The following is a 17,972-nucleotide window of genomic DNA, read 5'->3' as shown; positions in this document are numbered from 1 at the left end:
ATTAAACGTTCGTTAGCGCTAATGTATCTTGTGCGATAACCCACTCTTCGTTGGTTTGAATTACCATTGAAATGGTGCTGCCTTGTTCAGTGATAATGCCTTGGTTAGAAGACTTACCGAAGCGATTTGCTAGGTTTTCTTGTTCGTTAACTTTAAAGCCTAATAAACCTAAGCGCTCTAATGTTAGTTGACGAATTGGCGCTGAGTTTTCACCGATACCACCAGTAAAGATAACCGCGTCTAAACGTCCATCTAGGGCTGCAGTGTAGCTTGCGATATATTTAGCAAGACGGTAGCAGTATAAATCCATTGCGCGTTTCGCGGCAGCATCTGTTTCGTAGTTATCTTCAACAAAACGACAATCTGAAGTTTGTTCTGTTAATCCTAATAGACCAGACTCTTTTGTTAGCATGTCATTGATTTCTGCCATGCTATAACCTAGCTCATCGTGTAAATGGAAGATGATTGCAGGGTCAACATCACCACAACGTGTCCCCATTACCAGGCCTTCTAATGGTGTCATTCCCATTGAAGTATCTACAGATACGCCATTTTTAATCGCACAAACAGAACCACCGTTACCTAAGTGACAGTTGATGATGTTTAACTCAGTCACAGGTTTTTGTAACACATCAGCGACTTGCAGGCTGATGTAGTAATGGCTTGTACCGTGCATACCGTAACGACGAATACCATTATCACGGTAAAGTTTATATGGTAGTGCGTATAAGTACGCTTCTTCTGGCATTGTTTGGTGGAACGCAGTATCGAATACCGCTACATTTGATAATGCAGGTAAAGCTTTTTGAGCCGCACGAATACCGATAAGGTGTGCAGGGTTATGTAATGGTGCTAATGAAATACAGTCTTCAATGCCTTTCATTACTTCGTCAGAGATAACCGCTGATTTAGTGAATTGCTCACCACCGTGAACAACACGATGTCCGATAGCAAATAGGTTTGCTTTTAATACTGGATTTAAAGAAAGAATTTCATCAACGATGTACGTTAATGCTTCTTCATGTGCAGCACCTGCACCTAAATCAGCTTTACCTTTAACGCCTTCTAAGTTCCATTTAATACTTGCATTATCTAACTGCAAACATTCAGAAAGACCTGAAAGTTTTTCATCGCCATTAGCAGCATCAATGATCGCAAACTTCAAAGAAGAGCTACCACAGTTAAGTACAAGAATCAGTTTGCTATCCATTTTTTAAATCCTATTTATCACAAAAACAAAGAGTTAGATCAATAAACAAGCCCAACTCTATAAAAGTTATATTCTTTGGCATTGTAAAGAAACAATAATCGATATAGCCCCTATGAATACTATCGCCAAATTAGAAGTGCGCAAGCATACACGTGAACGACAGAGATCACAAAACAGTTTTAAAAAGCTTATCTACCTTTGTTGATAAAAGATTATAGAGGGTATGTTAAAAAAAAGTGACGAAACGCACATTTATAACATTTTAACTAGTTGTTGATTATTATTTCACCAACAAAATAGCAACATTTAATTCACATTTGATACTTGTCATCGCCTAGAAAAAACACTCAAAAAATGACTTTTTAAACTACATAAACTCATTAATAGAAGTGGTTAACATAATGTGATTAAACTAGAAGTATTGGCAAAGTCCATTACGATGGCATAGCAGTTTTAGTCTCAATCAATGCATTAATACCAATCACACTAATTAACTGATCTATTTTACTTGTTAAAATAACTTATTTATTCGTTGTAAATTTCGTAAAGGGAACAGCCCTTTAGCTCAATTTCCGCCTTAAACTAAGTCATTTTTCCAGCGCAAAATTTAGATCACTTATTTAATGTAATCGGTATAACTTGATGACTCAAGAATTTGAACATTTGAAGATTTAGCCGTTTGAAAAAATACAGCTCTAACTACTTAGAAATTTAGTGACTTAAAGGTTTAAATACTTGGAGGTTTAGTTGCTTAAGGTGTTAGTTACTTTAGGTTTGAGTTACATAGAGGTTTAGTTAATTTGTAGTGGTACAGTGATTTTGTACCACTACAAATTAGATCTTTAATTACTCAATAGTTTAATGATTTAGCGGCTCAGCAATTTAATAAGCTAGCCACTAGATTGATGGTGTCACTTGTCCAATTCACTTCAATGACTAAAAAGACTCCCCTATTGCTAAATAACTTTCTCGAATATGATCGATTAACAAACGAATCTTAAGGGGAGCCTGACGTGTAAATGGATACACGGCATAAATGCCTAGTTTCTTACCCACCTGCTCTGGAAAAATATCAATTAAGTCGCCTTTCAAAATATCTTGATACACTAAGCAACGTGGTACATAAGCAATACCATTACCACCTAATGCTATTTTTCGTAATGATCCGGCATTATTAGTGGTGAAGTTGCCCGCCACTTTAATAATATAATTACCGTCCTTTCCTTTGAATTCCCACTCAGAAGCACCTGTTGTTTGATAAGCATATTGTAGGCAATTATGATTCACTAACTCTTCAGGGGTTGTTGGCCTTCCAAAGCGTTGGATATAAGCAGGCGCAACACAAATAACCCATTGTGAATCAATTAGGTGACGAGCGATTAAATTTGAGTCCCCCATGTCGCCGGTTCTGATCACTAAATCGTAACCACCTCCTACCAAATCAACAAAGGAATTCCTCATAGACATATCGACTGTGAGTCCAGGATGCATATTGCAAAACTCAGCAACGGTGTTCGCTAATAAAAGGTCACCAGAAATGGTAGGCACTGACATTTTAATATTTCCAACCATACTTTCGGCATATCCATATACCGCGTCAATCGCTTCCACTGCGGCCTCCTTCACATTTTTAGCACCTTGATAAAGTACTTTACCGGCTTCGCTAAGGGTTAATTTTCGCGTTGTTCGATATAAAAGTTGTACTCCAAGGTCTTCTTCTAATCTGGCTATATGTTTGCTAACCACTGAATTTGTAAGGGAATTAATCTCTGCTACTTTACTAAATGAACCGTGTTCTACCACTTGAACAAATAGAATCAAATCATCTATCTTTGTCATAATTATGCCAATTTTGGAAACAATGTTTATCATTATCTCTATATATAGAAAAAAAGCAAAGGAGTATCGTCACAATCCATTAACAAATGAATAACAACAAAAACAAAGAAAGACCGGTCAATGTCACTCTGTTTTTAATCATAGTTATGGGGACATAACAGTCGTATAGAAAAGGAAGAAGAGATGAATAGTACGTTACTTGCATTAATTGCATTTTTACCCATCGTGATGGCAGCTATCTTGTTGGTTGGGCTAAATTGGCCTGCTAAAAAAGCCATGCCCGTGGGCTTTGCATTAACAGCAATTATCGCTTTTTTTGTATGGGATATGTCAGCAACACGTATTCTCGCATCGTCTTTGCAGGGATTAACAATAACCGTCGCTGTATTATGGATCGTTTTTGGAGCTATTTTTTTATTGAATACATTGAAACATACTGGAGCAATTAATGTTATTCGTAACGGTTTCATTAATATTTCACCCGACCGCCGAATTCAAGCGATCATTATAGCTTGGTGTTTTGGGTCATTTATTGAAGGTGCTTCTGGATTTGGTACACCTGCTGCTATCGCAGCGCCACTTCTCGTTGCCATTGGTTTTCCCGCATTAGCAGCAGTGGTAATAGGTATGATGATTCAATCTACTCCGGTTTCATTTGGCGCGGTTGGAACCCCTATTATTGTTGGTGTGAATAAAGGACTTGATACTCACAATATATCTGAAATATTGGTTTCAGGAGGATCAACGTGGGACATTTATTTACAAGAAATAACCAATAACGTCGCTATCATTCATGCGGTTGTAGGTACGTTTATTCCAGTCTTAATGGCAATGATGCTAACCCGTTTTTTTGGTAAAAATAAAAGTTGGGCAGAGGCCTTAAACATATTACCTTTTGCCATTTTTGCAGGCTTAGCATTCACCGTACCTTATGCATTAACAGGTGTTTTCCTTGGCCCTGAATTCCCATCATTAATGGGAGGATTATTAAGCCTTACCATCGTCGTTGCAGCCGCTAAAAAAGGATTTCTTGTTCCTAAAAAAAGTTGGGATTTTGAAGATGAAGCAAAATGGCCTAAAGAATGGTTAGGCTCTCTAAAAATGGATTTAAAGGAAGGTATTAGTAACGTTGGTGGTAAGAAAGAGATGAGTCTTGCATTAGCTTGGCTACCTTATTTACTCCTCGCGATTATTTTAGTAATTAGCCGAGTTAGCACTGAATTTAAAGGTTTATTAAAAAGCTTAAGCCTATCATTTAATAATATTTTAGGTGAATCAGGTGTCAGTGCAGGTATTGAACCCTTGTATCTGCCAGGCGGTATTCTGGTTTTTGTCGCTTTACTTGCTGTTTTACTACAAGGGAGAAGCCTCAAGCCGCTAGGCAGCGCATTTAAAGAATCGAGCAAAACATTATTAGGAGCAGGTTTTGTATTAATATTTGCAATTCCTATGGTGCGTATCTTTATCAACTCCGGTATTAATGGCGCAGATTTAGCAAGTATGCCTGTTACTACAGCGAACTTTGCAGCCAATATTGTCGGTGACTTATTTCCAGCACTCAGTGCTTCTATCGGTGCATTAGGCGCATTTATTGCTGGTTCAAACACCATTTCAAATATGATGTTTAGTCAATTTCAATTTGAAGTTGCACAAACGTTAGCCGTCTCAAGTACAGCGATGGTTTCTCTGCAAGCGGTTGGTGCGGCTGCAGGTAACATGATTGCTATTCATAATGTGGTTGCAGCCTCTGCAACAGTTGGCTTATTAGGTAGAGAGGGCATCATTCTACGCAAAACTATTATCCCAACATTCTATTATGTTGCAGCTACCGGCATGATTGGTTTAATTATCATTTATGGTTTTAACATTAGTGATAGCTTGATGTCTGCTCAAGGTAAATAGTTAGTCGAACGGGTTTAGACACAAAACTAAACCCGTACAGTTTAACAATTCACAGATAATTATTTAATAATTTGCAATAGACCATTCAATTTTAATGATTGAATCTAAGTAAACAAGAAAATATACAATAACATACAACGAATATTGTCTTAATTTTACGTCTGTCTAATACCATCGACATTCAATAATCAATTATTTATGGCACACACCTTATTAGTCAATTCGTTGCAATTCACATTGAGGATCTATAATGAAAAACAGTCAACAACCCTACCAACAATTAGAAGAAATGTTGTTGCAGCATATCGACCAAGATAGAATTTTTACCGATCAAGCATTACGACTTGCCTACGGGACTGATGCCAGCTTTTACCGTTTAATTCCTAAGATGGTATTACGCTTAAAAAACATTGATGAAGTCATTTTTACCATTAAAGCCTGCGGCCAACTAAACATCGCCTGTACATTTCGTGCGGCGGGCACCAGCCTCTCAGGTCAAGCAGTATCAGACTCCGTATTAATTACCTTAACTGATGATTGGCGTGGACATGAAATACACGATGATGGACAAAAAATCACATTGCAACCCGGCGTAATTGGCGCTGATGCAAACAAATACCTTGCTTCATTTGGACGCAAAATAGGGCCAGATCCTGCTTCTATCAATGCTTGTAAAATCGGAGGTATTGCGGCTAATAATGCAAGTGGCATGTGTTGTGGTACCGCGCAAAACTCTTACCGTACGATTGATAGCATGCAGTTAGTTTTTTCAGATGGCACATTACTCGATACCGCTGATACAAACAGTGTTGACGCTTTCAAATTAAAACAACCCGCGTTAATCTCTGGTATTGAAGCGTTATGCGCAGATGTTGCCAATAATGCTGAATTAACACAACGTATTAATCATAAATATCGCCTCAAAAACACCACCGGATATTCACTCAACTCATTAGTCGACTACTCCGACCCTATCGAAGTGATCAAACATTTAATGATCGGCTCTGAAGGCACACTCGGTTTTATTGCTGAAATTACTTATAACACCGTGATTGAACATCCTCACAAAGCGTCAGCATTAATCGTATTTAATAATATTGAAGAAGCGAGTAAAGCGGTAACCGCGTTAACCAAAGAGCCCGTTTCAGCAGTAGAAATGATGGATGGCCGAGCAATGCGTTCAGTTGCAGATAAACCAGGTATGCCTAGTTTTCTTGAAACGTTAGATTTACAAGCTGGCACCCTATTAATAGAATCTCGAGCAAGTAATACAACGCAATTAGATCAACAATGTCTGGCCATAATGCAAACGGTCGCTCAATTTAACGTTATAGAGTCAGTCTCTTTTACCACCGATGCCAATATGGTGGCTACATTATGGGGAATTCGCAAAGGCATGTTCCCTGCCGTTGGCGCAGTAAGAGAAGTCGGCACCACCGTTATTATTGAAGATGTCGCTTTTCCCGTTGAACATTTAGCCGCAGGTGTACTTGATTTACAAACGCTATTTGAGCAGTTCAATTACAACGAAGCCATTATTTTTGGCCATGCGCTTGAAGGTAATTTACATTTTGTATTCACTCAAAGTTTCGACACGCCAGAAGAAATAAAACGTTATGGCAATTTCATGGATGCTGTGGCGCAATTAGTTGCTGTTAAATATCAAGGTTCATTAAAAGCAGAGCATGGTACAGGCCGTAATATGACGCCCTATGTTGAACTCGAGTGGGGTAAAGATGGCTATGCTTTAATGCAAAAAATAAAAGCATTGTTTGATCCTCATGGCATATTAAATCCAGGCGTAATTATCAATGATGACCCTATCGGACACCTTAAAAACCTAAAACCAATGCCTAAAGCAGATGACTTGATTGACCGTTGTATTGAATGTGGTTTTTGTGAACCTGTCTGTCCTTCCAGAACACTCAGCTTATCACCACGTCAACGTATTGTGTTATACCGAGAACTACAACGTAGAGAAAATAACAACGAGACTGAAGATGCTAAAGCGTTACGAGATGTTTTTGAATATCAAGGCATAGACACCTGCGCAGCAACGGGTTTATGTTCAGAACGTTGCCCAGTTGGCATTAACACGGGTGATTTAGTTAAAAAATTACGCACCAGTAAATATAAAAAATTCACGCCTATTGCCCGTTGGACGGCAGATCATTTCACCGTCACCACCAAAATGGCATCAATGGGACTTAAAGTCAGTAGTGTTGCTCAAAAAACCTTAGGCAATAAAACCGTCTCAAAAGTCACCAATAAAATGCGTAGTTTAAGCGCGGGGAAAACACCAATGTGGATCCCTGAAATGCCGACTGCTAACAACCATAAAGTGAGCAGTACTTTTAACCAAAATAAAGAAAATAAAAACAGCAAAAAAGTCGTTTATTTCCCATCATGTGCAGCTCGTACCATGGGGCAACAAGCTAATAATAACGATAGTCGTCCATTAACTGAAGTAACCGAGTCATTAATTAAAAAAGCGGGCTTTGATATTATCATTCCAGATTCTTTAACAGACCAATGTTGCGGAATGCCATACGACAGCAAAGGAATGAATGAACTTGCATTGCACAAGTCTCAGCAATTAGAAGCCGCACTATGGGAAGCCAGCGAGCAAGGTAAATGGCCAATTTTAATGGACACCAGCCCCTGTGCAAAACAAAGTATCGATAAGTTTACACATTCGATGGAAGTATTAGAACCGACTGGATTTGTGCTTAAATACTTATTGTCACACTTACAATTTGCACCTATCAAAGAAACGGTGATGTTGCATATTACTTGTAGTGCACAACGAATGGGATTAGAAAATAGCATGCTCACATTAGCTAAATCCTGTGCAAGTGATGTGGTTGTCCCAGAGCATATCCAATGCTGTGGATGGGCGGGAGACAAAGGATTCACCACGCCAGAGCTAAACGCAGCCGCAGTACACACACTCAAAGATCAAGTGCCAGAACATTGTAAACGAGGGTTTAGTAATAGCCGTACCTGTGAAATAGGCCTTTCACACCATAGCGGTATTCCTTATCAATCCATTTTATACCTAGTTGATGAGGCAACTCATTCGTCAGCGGTATAAGATAGTTGATTTACTTTATAGATAAAACAACTCACTGAGTGTTGATGGTTGATGGTTGATGGTTGATGGTTGATACCAGATAGCTAAAGAATGTGAAGTGAAAATTGAGCAAAAAGGTTAACTATTTAGCTCAGTTTTCATACCAATGGAATTAAATAAGTGATCAGAGATTGCGCAGGAAAAATTAACACTAATAAGGCGTGAGTTGTAGGAGATAGTTGTTCTCACTTCAAAACTCACAACGCAGTTAGGGGTGATTTTAACCAGCAAGAATGATCACCTTATTAATTCTTTTGGTATCACCATACAGTGAGTTGTTATTTCTATACAGAGTTAATATAAAAACCAATGAGGTAACTATAAAATTGGAAGTATTTTTTCTGTCGTAATTATCATGACGTAGCTACCTTAAGTAATTATTTATACAAACGGGTGACATAGACAAACTTTAATAGTCTTAGCTAATAAGTCCGATTTATCCAAAGAACTTAGTGTGTTTATAAAATGTATTTATATAATATTTTCAAATAGTGCATTGAAATAGTGCATTCAAAGAATTTACTCATCGATAGTTTTAACCTCATTAAAACTATTGATGATCCATAACAACAATGTCCTCACATACAACATGACGTAACTAAAGTGCATAAGAAATGCATAATAAATGTATAGTTGTCGCAAGTAGGCCTCAAAAACAGAAATCAGATTTCGATCAGTTTTATTAAAAACTAGCGTTCGCTACTCATCACTCTATCTAGTTTTTCCATACTTTGTTGAAAATAAGGATTGTAAGTTAAGCGAGCAAGCGTTTTACCTTCTTTGATCCAACCGTAAGAAGAAAACCAAACATCCTCGCCTTGTTCACAAGCCTGTTCTTGTTCTTTATTCTGTCCGTTATTACATATGATGATGGCGCCCTCTGCACCATATTCAACATTATCAGGAGAAAACAATAATCCCATGTGAGAGCCATTAATAATGTGTAAATCAGGACGTTCCATGCTGAACCGAGTAGTGTTAGGGATTGACAAATCATCCTCACCTAACCATATCAGCTGATTGTTTTCATTGGTAAATTGTTTTTGAAATACGTTGATGGGAAATACAGTGTCAATAACACTGTCACCTTCACTCATCATCATAAAAACTGGCTTGTTATAAGTAACGTCTTGCAAATCAGCTTGTACCGTTTTTACGGTATCGTAATAAACAGCAGCGCCATGCATTGGCAAAGAATTATAACGCGTATAATTGGTTTCAGGATCTTGATCTGCCCATGTCACCACATGACTGGCGAGATTAGCCCATTTTACAACTGATGATTCCGGTTTAAAGGCGGGAGAAAAGAGCAACAACCCTTCTATACTGTCATCATTTAATGCTTCAGATGTCACCAAGTTTGCGCCTGTGGAGTAACCACCTAACCAAAGCTTATTTGAGTTTGGTTTTAGTAGCGCAATATGATGATTAACTACCATTTGCCAATCTTCCTCTGTGGGCAACATTAAATCCCCTGCTTTACTACCGTGTCCGGGTAGTAACACCGTTCTAACAAGATAACCTTGTGAAGCTAAATGCTTCGCAACATCCGTAAACGAATAGGGAGAATCACCCAAACCATGCACTAACAGTACTGCATCTCCATTTGGGTTTTCAGGTATTAATTCAAAAGGAAGGTTCGCTTGTAATTCTTTTTCAATATCATCGCTTTTAAAGACTCGATTATCCAATAACCACTGTTTTGTTTCTTCAATGTATTGTTGAAAATTTTGTTGAGAATAACTGGGTAATGATGCTGACACTTGATAGTTAGGGTCAATATTTGATTGGCTACAAGCAGTTAAAAGTACAATAGAACTAATAAAAACATGACGAAAAAAAGGTAAAATCAACTTAAGATCCTATTAAAAATAAATGAATTTAGAAGAATAAAAATCGAGTTGTGTTCGGTAACTCTAATGTAATGACGCTCAGCAATAACAGGGAAATAAGTACATGTTCTGCATGGTTATCGAAGTTTGAGTTAAAAGCTAAACGTTAAGCACCTTAACTATATCGATAAAAGCACTTATTCATCTTGTAATATTCTCCAAGTTTAAATACGTATTCAAAACTTGAACGGATCAAAACACACATTAAACGATGCCAAGCTAGTCAGCGAAGAAATAGACAAATAGTTAAATAGTTAAAAGCTATCGTTTATTTAATGACATAGTGTGGGTATAAGTCTATGCCTAGAGTCGATTTTTAACACTAAAAAGCTATTTTAGAATGTTATGAACTCTATTTTGTAACACTGTTAAAACATCCGCTTCAAACCATGGATTCTTTTTTAACCAGATATTATTACGCGGACTTGGATGTGGAAGAGGCATAACTTGCTCTCCATAAGCAGCCCAGTTCCTGACTGTTTCGGTAAGATTTTTTTCTCGGTTTTTTAAATGCCATGCCAAAGCATATTGCCCGATGACAAGTGTGAGCTGAATATCTGGCATCGCTTCAAGTAGCTTGTTACGCCAAGTCTCTGCACATATTGGTGGCGGCGGTAAATCACCTGATTTACCCTTTCCTGGATAGCAAAAAGCCATGGGTAATATTGCGATTTTTTGTGAATTATAGAAAGTTTCTTTATCAATCCCCATCCATTCTCTTAATCGATCCCCACTCGGATCATCGAACGGAATGCCTGTCGCATGGACTTTTGAGCCAGGCGCTTGCCCAGCAATAAGAATTTTAGCATGCTGATTAACTTGCAAAACAGGACGAACACCCTCTTTCAAGTTAGGTTCGCAAATGGTGCAAGCACGCACCTCTGTTAATAATTGATTGAAATCGTTTGTTTTCATGGTTTTCCAGATTTACATAACTATATGATTTACATAACTATATGATTTGCATAACTACATTCAGTTTCTATGTAGTACCGATGCAGTACCAATGTAGTGCCTATGCAATTTCTTACATTAATCACAGTGCTAGGCAATGTAAGCGTAATGCAATTAAACAGATTAGGGATAGTTAATATTGGACCTAATCTATGATTGAATACAAACTATATTGTTAACACTGTATTGATTAAATTTCTCTCAAATAAACAAGAATAAGATTTATTCTCTATTTAATGACTGTTCCTTTTCTAAAATAGAAACAAGCTCTTTTAATGAGGTTTCATATTCATCTTGATTTGAATTCTTAAAGAGTAATAAATCATCAACGATATCTGGATTATCGATACTCAACGGGATAGAAAAATCAACGCCTTCAATATACTCGTCCCAGTTTTCCAACTTCCAAACATCTCTTGAAGAATTTCTTTCAGTCATACGACTTTTAACCACATCAACATCAGTCATTACCCAAACCACAGTCAAGCGCGCATTTTTTTCAATGAGTTGATTTTTTAGATTATCAATAAAAGCAGTATCTCTAATTTCACGGGTAAATGGCGCGTTAATCAATACAATATCGTCGTATTCAAGGGCTTCCATCGCGAGTGCTAGCACAGCGTCATACTCGTAATTACGAATATATTCTTCAAAAAAATCAGAGCTTCGATTCACTTCTTCATTCATCACTTTAAAAATCTGATGTGATAAAACAATCAAGGTATCTTTATCTAAATACACAACATGCTTGAGTGCTTTTGCTAACTTTTTAGAAATATAAGTTTTGCCACTTGCTGGCGGTGAGGTAACTAAAATAAGTCTTTTCATTATGAATCCTTAATAAACATGAGCTATTTGAGATGAAAAACATTTAAAAGGTCACCCATTATTTTTTCATAGTAACTTTCCCATTTTTTTGTATTTAATAACAATTACTTAATTAACGTGACTGCTATTATTAACGCATACTACGATACAAATTAACAATTTCTTTTAGCACTATGAGTTTAAAACTGATGTTATCCCTAACATTTTACTCCTAAAAAACTCAAATTTATCTTAAATTAAATTCATTACAGCATTTAAAAACATCAAAAACTTGACTCTTGACACGATGTAAATGAGGAGATAATCGTAACTAAAAATAATAAAAGCTAATGATATTAAAGATAAATGAACAAGCAAATATCCGTGACTCAAGAGTATTAGGTAATAGTTTTTACGAATACAGAACCTTTCATCCCAACGGCTTTTAATAGGTAAAAGCAACGTAATTAAAAATTTAAATTAGAAAATATAAGATGTCCAAATGCCTGTTAGCTGCATATTTTTAATAAAAAGAGAGCAAGTTTCAAAACAGCAATCAACAATATGTCAACAACATTAATTCAATAAAAAAACATCGATCACATTTATTGACTTATTTCCTGTTTTTAGTGAGTATGAAAGCGCCTTAAATTATGCAATTTGATCATTAATCATATTTGATAACTCTTAGCAAAGGAAAGCATTATGTCAATTACACGACCTACAGTTGAAGAAGTGAAAACAACGGCTTTAGAAATAGGCATTCATTTTACAGAGTCAGAAGCCACTACTTATCATAAATTAATGCAGGGACAACTTGATGCATTTGATCTTGTAGATAGCATGGATATTCAATTACCTGAAGTAAAATATCCTCGCCATTCAGGCATAAAACCTTCCTCAGAAAATAACCCTTATAATGCATGGGCAGTTAAAACAACAATTCAAGGAGCAAGTAACGGTAAACTTTCTGGTAAAACAATCGCAATAAAAGATAACGTATGTGTGGCAGGCGTACCAATGTCGAATGGTACTTCAATTTTAGAAGGTTATATACCTGATGTCGACGCTACTATTGTTCAACGGTTTCTAGATGAAGGAGGAACAATCCAAGGTAAATCTAATTGTGAATATTATTGTGCATCAGGAGGAAGCCACACTTCACATAATGGATATGTTGAAAATCCTACCGTGCCAGGGTTTAATGCTGGAGGCTCCTCGTCTGGTTCAAGCGCTTTGGTTGCAGCCGGCATAGTTGATATGGCAACGGGTGGAGATCAGGGTGGCTCAATTCGTATTCCCGCTTCTTACTGTGGCATTGTCGGCTTAAAACCTACACATGGCTTGGTGCCTTATACTGGGATTTTTGCCGTGGAGCTAACATTAGATCATGCAGGTCCAATAACACGTACCGTTGCAGATAATGCTTTAATGTTAGAAGTAATGGCTGGGGCTGACGGACTAGATCCTCGCCAAAAAGGGGCTGTATCTCAACCTTATAGCGAAGCCGTTAATAAAGGAGTTAAAGGCTTACGTGTAGGAATTGTACCTGAAGGCTTTGGTACACCCGGTGCTGAAATAGAAGTTGATGAGCGAGTAATGGAAGCCGCTAAAAAACTAGAAGCAGAAGGCGCTATTATCCACACTGTTTCTATACCATTACATGCTGTTGGTGCTGCGATATGGACACCTATTTTTCTTGAGGGAACTTATGATTTAATGATGCGAAATAATTCATACGGAACCAATATGAAAGGCCTTTTTGTAGAAGGTCTAATGGATGCGCAATCAAATTGGAAAGAAAAGGCTGATGAGTTATCGGAAACAATGAAACTAGGCATGCTAACCGGACATTTTACATCATCAAGAACGAAAGGACGCTATTACGGCAAAGCCCAAAACCTTAACCGTTTAATGACCGCCGATTATGATCGAGCCTTATCAGAAGTAGATGTATTATTAATGCCAACAACGCCAATGGCCGCAACACGTTTGCCGGAAAAAGATGCAGGAGTAGAGGAAATTATTGCACGAGCATTTGAAATGGTAGGGAATACAGCTCCAACTTGCGCAACAGGCCACCCCTCTATATCCGTTCCTGTAGGGAAAACCTCAGATGACCGCCCAATCGGCGCAATGCTAACTGCAAAATATCATGATGAAATGACACTATTCAGTGCCGCCCAAGTGCTTGAAGAATCATACAGTTAAAAATATATTGCTAAAAAACCAAGAATTAATACGATATTTTTATCGTATTAATTCTTAACTCTCAAGTAAGTAATACAATTTTACGCTATTTATAGATAGTCTAATTTCTTGATACCGCTTCATAAAAGCTAATATAGCTATATATTCTGATATTGAGCATATACCTCCAATCAATTAACTCAGAATTAATTAATGCAAAATGAAAGATCAAACTCTGTATTTCCTTCAATTAATAATTAATTTTTTACTAACGGTCTATCTCAGGACGTATTGCTAAACAACTTTATAACAATGGAATTAAATAAGTGATCAGAGATTGCGTAGGAAAAATTAACATTAATAAGGCGTGAGTTCTAGGAGATAGTTGTTCTCACTTCAAAACTCACAACGCAGTTAGGGATGATTTTAACCAGCAAGAATGATCACCTTATTAATTATTTTGGTATTATAAGGCATTAGCGCCCTTCCTGGTGTTTAGGTAATTCATCTTCTAATTTACACCAATTTGCTTTGTAGTCGGTATAAATATGAGCATCAATTACAACAGGAATGTCACTATCAAAAGTTGCAACTGCCAATTCTATTTCATTTAAAGAAGCACCATTTACACGGAACCCTAAACTAGAACCGCACTTAGAGCAAAATGTACGAACAGAACCATTTGGCGCGGTAAATTCTTTTAAATAATCTCTACCTGAAATCCAGTTCAAACCCGACACTCCGACTAATGTTCCATATGCAGCACCATGAAACTTACGGCACATTGTACAATGACAATTCGCAGCTTGATCATTAAAGCTATTAACAACAAAAATAACAGCGCCACACAAACAACTACCTTTATAAACATCACTCATATGAAATCACCACTAGTGCATAACGAGACGATAGAATAACTTATTTTCAATTCGTTTATTTAAATAAAAATGACAGAAGATTGCATTTACTTGAGATTAAATAGATTATTTTAACCTTATTAGCTAACTGATTAAATTGAATCATAAGTGGGATTAAAGGGCTAAAAATAAGGGATTTATTGAATTAAAATTTATAGGTGATGAGATGGACGCTCCCCAATACGGCGTCAATGCGCCAAACTAATGTAATATCAATAGTTAACTTAAGGAGCGTCCATCATGAAACTTAACACAATATCAATCGACCTAGCAAAGCATGTTTTTCAGGTAATGGGATTCACTAACACAGGTAAAACGTTATTCAATAAGCGTCTAAACAGACAACAATTGACAGAGTTTATACAGATGCAAAACAAGTGTCGTGTGGTGATGGAGGCTTGTTATTCATCTCATTATTGGGGGCGTACGTTTGAGTCTATGGAGCATAATGTTGGTTTAATACCGGCTCAACATGTCACTCCTTTTGTGCGCGGTAATAAGAATGACAGTAACGATACACTCGCTATTTTTGAAGCCTCTTGCCGTCCATTTATTCGTTTTGTTCCTATTAAAACCATGGCACAACAAGAAGTATTAATACTGCATCGTTTACGTGAAAGATTATTGGGCACTCGAATAGCAACAAGTAATCAGTTACGCGGCGTACTCACTGATTTTGGTATTATCTTCCCAGTAGGCCATAAGGGATTTAATGAAAAACTCATTGATTTATGCTCAGATGAATCATTATCAGCGACATTGAGATGGTTAGTTAACGATGTTTATAGCGAATACGCACTGTTAAATAATCGTATTAAAACAATTGAAAAGAAATTAAAGTCAGAAATAGAGCGACATCCTTTAGGTAAGATTGTACTAAGCATACCTGGTATCGGTTATCTCAATGCCTCTGCTTTTATTGCCTCAATCGGTAACGTGCAAGCCTTTGCTAGTGCGAAAGATTTTGCCGTGTGGTTAGGTCTTACACCGAAACAATTTGCCTCTGGTAATAAAAGCATCATGACTGGCATCAGTAAACGAGGTGACCAGTATTTACGAACATTATTAATTCATGGTGCGCGTGCGATGATTAACCATGCAGGTAAAAAGCAAGATGCATTAAACCAATGGGTTTGCCAATTAAGAGAGCGAAAAAGCTTCAATTGCACAGTGGTTGCCACAGCACATAAGCTAGCACGCATTATGTGGACGTTGCTTCAAAAAAACAGTTATTACACGCCACAAATAGCAAAAGAAATAACACAATGATTCACCCGTTTTACTCTCTAGCGAAACCTGTTGTGGACAAAGGCCATGAGCCTGAATGGGTGTTTAGGTCGCTAGAGAGTGCTTAATTAAAAAAGTATTAACTTCTCTCTAACCGTAGTTTAAAGATGAAAAGAAAAGGCTCACGCCAACCAGAATGAAACTAGCAAAGGACACGAACTTATAGTTCGCTTGGTTGTATTTTTTATCATTGGTATTCTGGTTCGCAACTCATCAGGAGCATGGTTTTAATCCATAGCTCGAATATATGTCAGAACGGTTTATTCAATAAACCCATTGAGTCAGTCATCGCAAGCGAGTTAATGATAAGTATTTAAGGTTATAAAGTCTGACGAATATGAAACTATTTTCGTGTTCTGTATTAACTCGTCTTGACTACGAGAGAGCGTCCATATATGTCCATAATCTTTTTCTTATGAGCACCTTTAAAATACAAACCTCAAATAATTGATTGTAATATCAACATTCAATCGTATTAATAGCCAATCCACCTTTAGATGTCTCTTTATATTTTGAAGACATATCTCGCCCAGTTATTTTCATTGTATTTATTACTTTATCTAAAGAGATAATATGATTTCCATCACCGCGCATTGCCATTTGCACTGCATTAATTGCTTTAATCGCACCAATAGCATTACGCTCGATACAAGGGACTTGTACTAAACCGCCAACGGGGTCACAGGTTAAACCTAGGTTATGCTCAAGTCCGATTTCAGCAGCATTTTCTAATTGCTCTGGCGTTGCACCTAGAATTTCAGCTAACCCAGCACTCGCCATCGCACATGCAGAGCCAACCTCACCTTGACATCCGACTTCAGCACCAGAAATTGACGCATTTTTTTTACAAAGGAGCCCTACTGCAGTGGCGCTTAAAAAGAAACGAACAATATCATCGTCATTTTTATCTTCTGAAGTGATCATATAATAATTAAGCACAGCAGGAATAATGCCAGAGGCACCATTTGTAGGGGCGGTTACCACTCGGCCACCAGCAGCATTTTCTTCATTTACAGCAAGCGCATATAGGTTCACCCACTCCATTGCGCTCAATGTTGAATTAATACTATTAGGTTTCTCTACAGATAATAATTTTTGATGTAACTCCCAAGCACGGCGACGTACATTTAATCCACCCGGCAAGATACCTCTATTATTCATCCCATTTGCAATACATTGTTGCATCACGGACCAAATGTGTAGAATGCCTTTTTTTATCTCTTCTTCCGTACGCCATGTTTTTTCATTCTCCATCATCAATTGACTGACTGATAAATTATCAGTTTTACATAACATGAGAAGCTGTGCTGCACTGTTAAAAGAGTAAGGAAGGATACTTTTATCTTCTGTTGTTCCCTTGGTCATTTCTGCTTCATTAAGCACAAATCCACCGCCTACCGAATAGAATGTATCAGACCACAATATTTCATCGCCTTTAGAAGCGCTAAGTGACATGGCATTCGCATGTAATGGTAGGATTTCGTCTGAAAAAATAATATCCCGTGCATAAACAAATCCGATCTGGTGGGTTCCAGATAATCGTATTGTTTCATCTTTTTGTATATTTTCAATAATACTCTTCGTGAGTTGAGTATCGACGGTTTCAGGATCATAACCCATCAACCCTAATTGGATCGCACTATCCGTATTATGCCCAATACCCGTAGCAGAAAGAGAACCATATAAAGTAATTGTTAATTGCTGAACGTCGTTTAACAATGACAGTTCAATTAATTTGTTTATAAATACGCTGGCAGCCCGCATTGGTCCAACTGTATGAGAACTAGAAGGGCCTATACCTACTTTAAATAAATCAAATACACTTAATTCCATTTTTTAAC

11 protein-coding genes are annotated in these 17,972 nt (G+C 37.3%); 4 read left to right on the top strand and 7 right to left on the bottom strand.

Features of this window, described 5'->3' with window-relative positions:
- Position 1: 1 nt before the first annotated feature.
- Positions 2-1,210, bottom strand: a complete 1,209-nt coding sequence (locus GQR59_RS06605) for an acetate kinase (protein WP_160061212.1) — start codon at positions 1,208-1,210, stop codon at positions 2-4.
- A 936-nt stretch (positions 1,211-2,146) separates the two neighbouring features.
- Positions 2,147-3,049: a LysR family transcriptional regulator gene (locus GQR59_RS06600; RefSeq protein WP_160061211.1), complete on the bottom strand. Its 903-nt coding sequence runs from the start codon at positions 3,047-3,049 to the stop codon at positions 2,147-2,149.
- Between the two features lie 183 nt (positions 3,050-3,232).
- Between GQR59_RS06600 and GQR59_RS06595 the strand changes: the two genes are divergently transcribed.
- Positions 3,233-4,951, top strand: coding sequence for an L-lactate permease (locus GQR59_RS06595; protein WP_160061210.1), 1,719 nt, complete (start codon positions 3,233-3,235; stop codon positions 4,949-4,951).
- Between the two features lie 250 nt (positions 4,952-5,201).
- Entirely contained in the window at positions 5,202-8,045 is a 2,844-nt protein-coding gene (locus tag GQR59_RS06590) for an FAD-binding and (Fe-S)-binding domain-containing protein (RefSeq protein WP_160061209.1), read from the top strand.
- A gap of 728 nt (positions 8,046-8,773) precedes the next feature.
- On the opposite strand, the gene GQR59_RS06585 is transcribed toward GQR59_RS06590, so the two are convergent.
- The 3 genes from GQR59_RS06585 to GQR59_RS06575 all read right to left on the bottom strand — a co-directional run bounded on the left by GQR59_RS06585 (position 8,774) and on the right by GQR59_RS06575 (position 11,758).
- A complete protein-coding gene (locus GQR59_RS06585; RefSeq protein ID WP_160061208.1) occupies positions 8,774-9,937 on the bottom strand; it encodes an alpha/beta hydrolase in 1,164 nt (387 codons plus the stop codon).
- 369 nt (positions 9,938-10,306) lie between these two features.
- Positions 10,307-10,891, bottom strand: coding sequence for a uracil-DNA glycosylase family protein (locus tag GQR59_RS06580; protein WP_160061207.1), 585 nt, complete (start codon positions 10,889-10,891; stop codon positions 10,307-10,309).
- 261 nt (positions 10,892-11,152) lie between these two features.
- Positions 11,153-11,758 carry an AAA family ATPase gene (locus GQR59_RS06575; RefSeq protein WP_160061206.1) on the bottom strand — a complete coding sequence of 202 codons (606 nt, stop codon included), beginning with the start codon at positions 11,756-11,758 and terminating at the stop codon, positions 11,153-11,155.
- A gap of 684 nt (positions 11,759-12,442) precedes the next feature.
- Between GQR59_RS06575 and GQR59_RS06570 the strand changes: the two genes are divergently transcribed.
- Positions 12,443-13,948, top strand: coding sequence for an amidase (locus GQR59_RS06570; protein WP_160061205.1), 1,506 nt, complete (start codon positions 12,443-12,445; stop codon positions 13,946-13,948).
- A 455-nt stretch (positions 13,949-14,403) separates the two neighbouring features.
- Here the strand turns inward: GQR59_RS06570 and GQR59_RS06565 are convergent, their stop codons facing one another.
- Positions 14,404-14,805, bottom strand: coding sequence for a GFA family protein (locus GQR59_RS06565; protein ID WP_025562939.1), 402 nt, complete (start codon positions 14,803-14,805; stop codon positions 14,404-14,406).
- A gap of 279 nt (positions 14,806-15,084) precedes the next feature.
- Between GQR59_RS06565 and GQR59_RS06560 the strand changes: the two genes are divergently transcribed.
- Complete coding sequence (locus GQR59_RS06560; protein ID WP_160061204.1) at positions 15,085-16,113, top strand: IS110 family transposase; 1,029 nt, start codon at positions 15,085-15,087, stop codon at positions 16,111-16,113.
- Positions 16,114-16,590: 477 nt separating this feature from the next.
- On the opposite strand, the gene GQR59_RS06555 is transcribed toward GQR59_RS06560, so the two are convergent.
- Positions 16,591-17,964 carry an L-serine ammonia-lyase gene (locus GQR59_RS06555; RefSeq protein WP_160061203.1) on the bottom strand — a complete coding sequence of 458 codons (1,374 nt, stop codon included), beginning with the start codon at positions 17,962-17,964 and terminating at the stop codon, positions 16,591-16,593.
- Between the last annotated feature and the right edge of the window lie 8 nt (positions 17,965-17,972).

Origin of the sequence: Psychromonas sp. L1A2 (assembly GCF_009828855.1) — a bacterium.
Taxonomy (GTDB): Bacteria; Pseudomonadota; Gammaproteobacteria; order Enterobacterales; family Psychromonadaceae; genus Psychromonas.
Note: the sequence above shows the minus strand (reverse complement) of the source record. Positions and strands in the feature narration are given on the sequence as shown.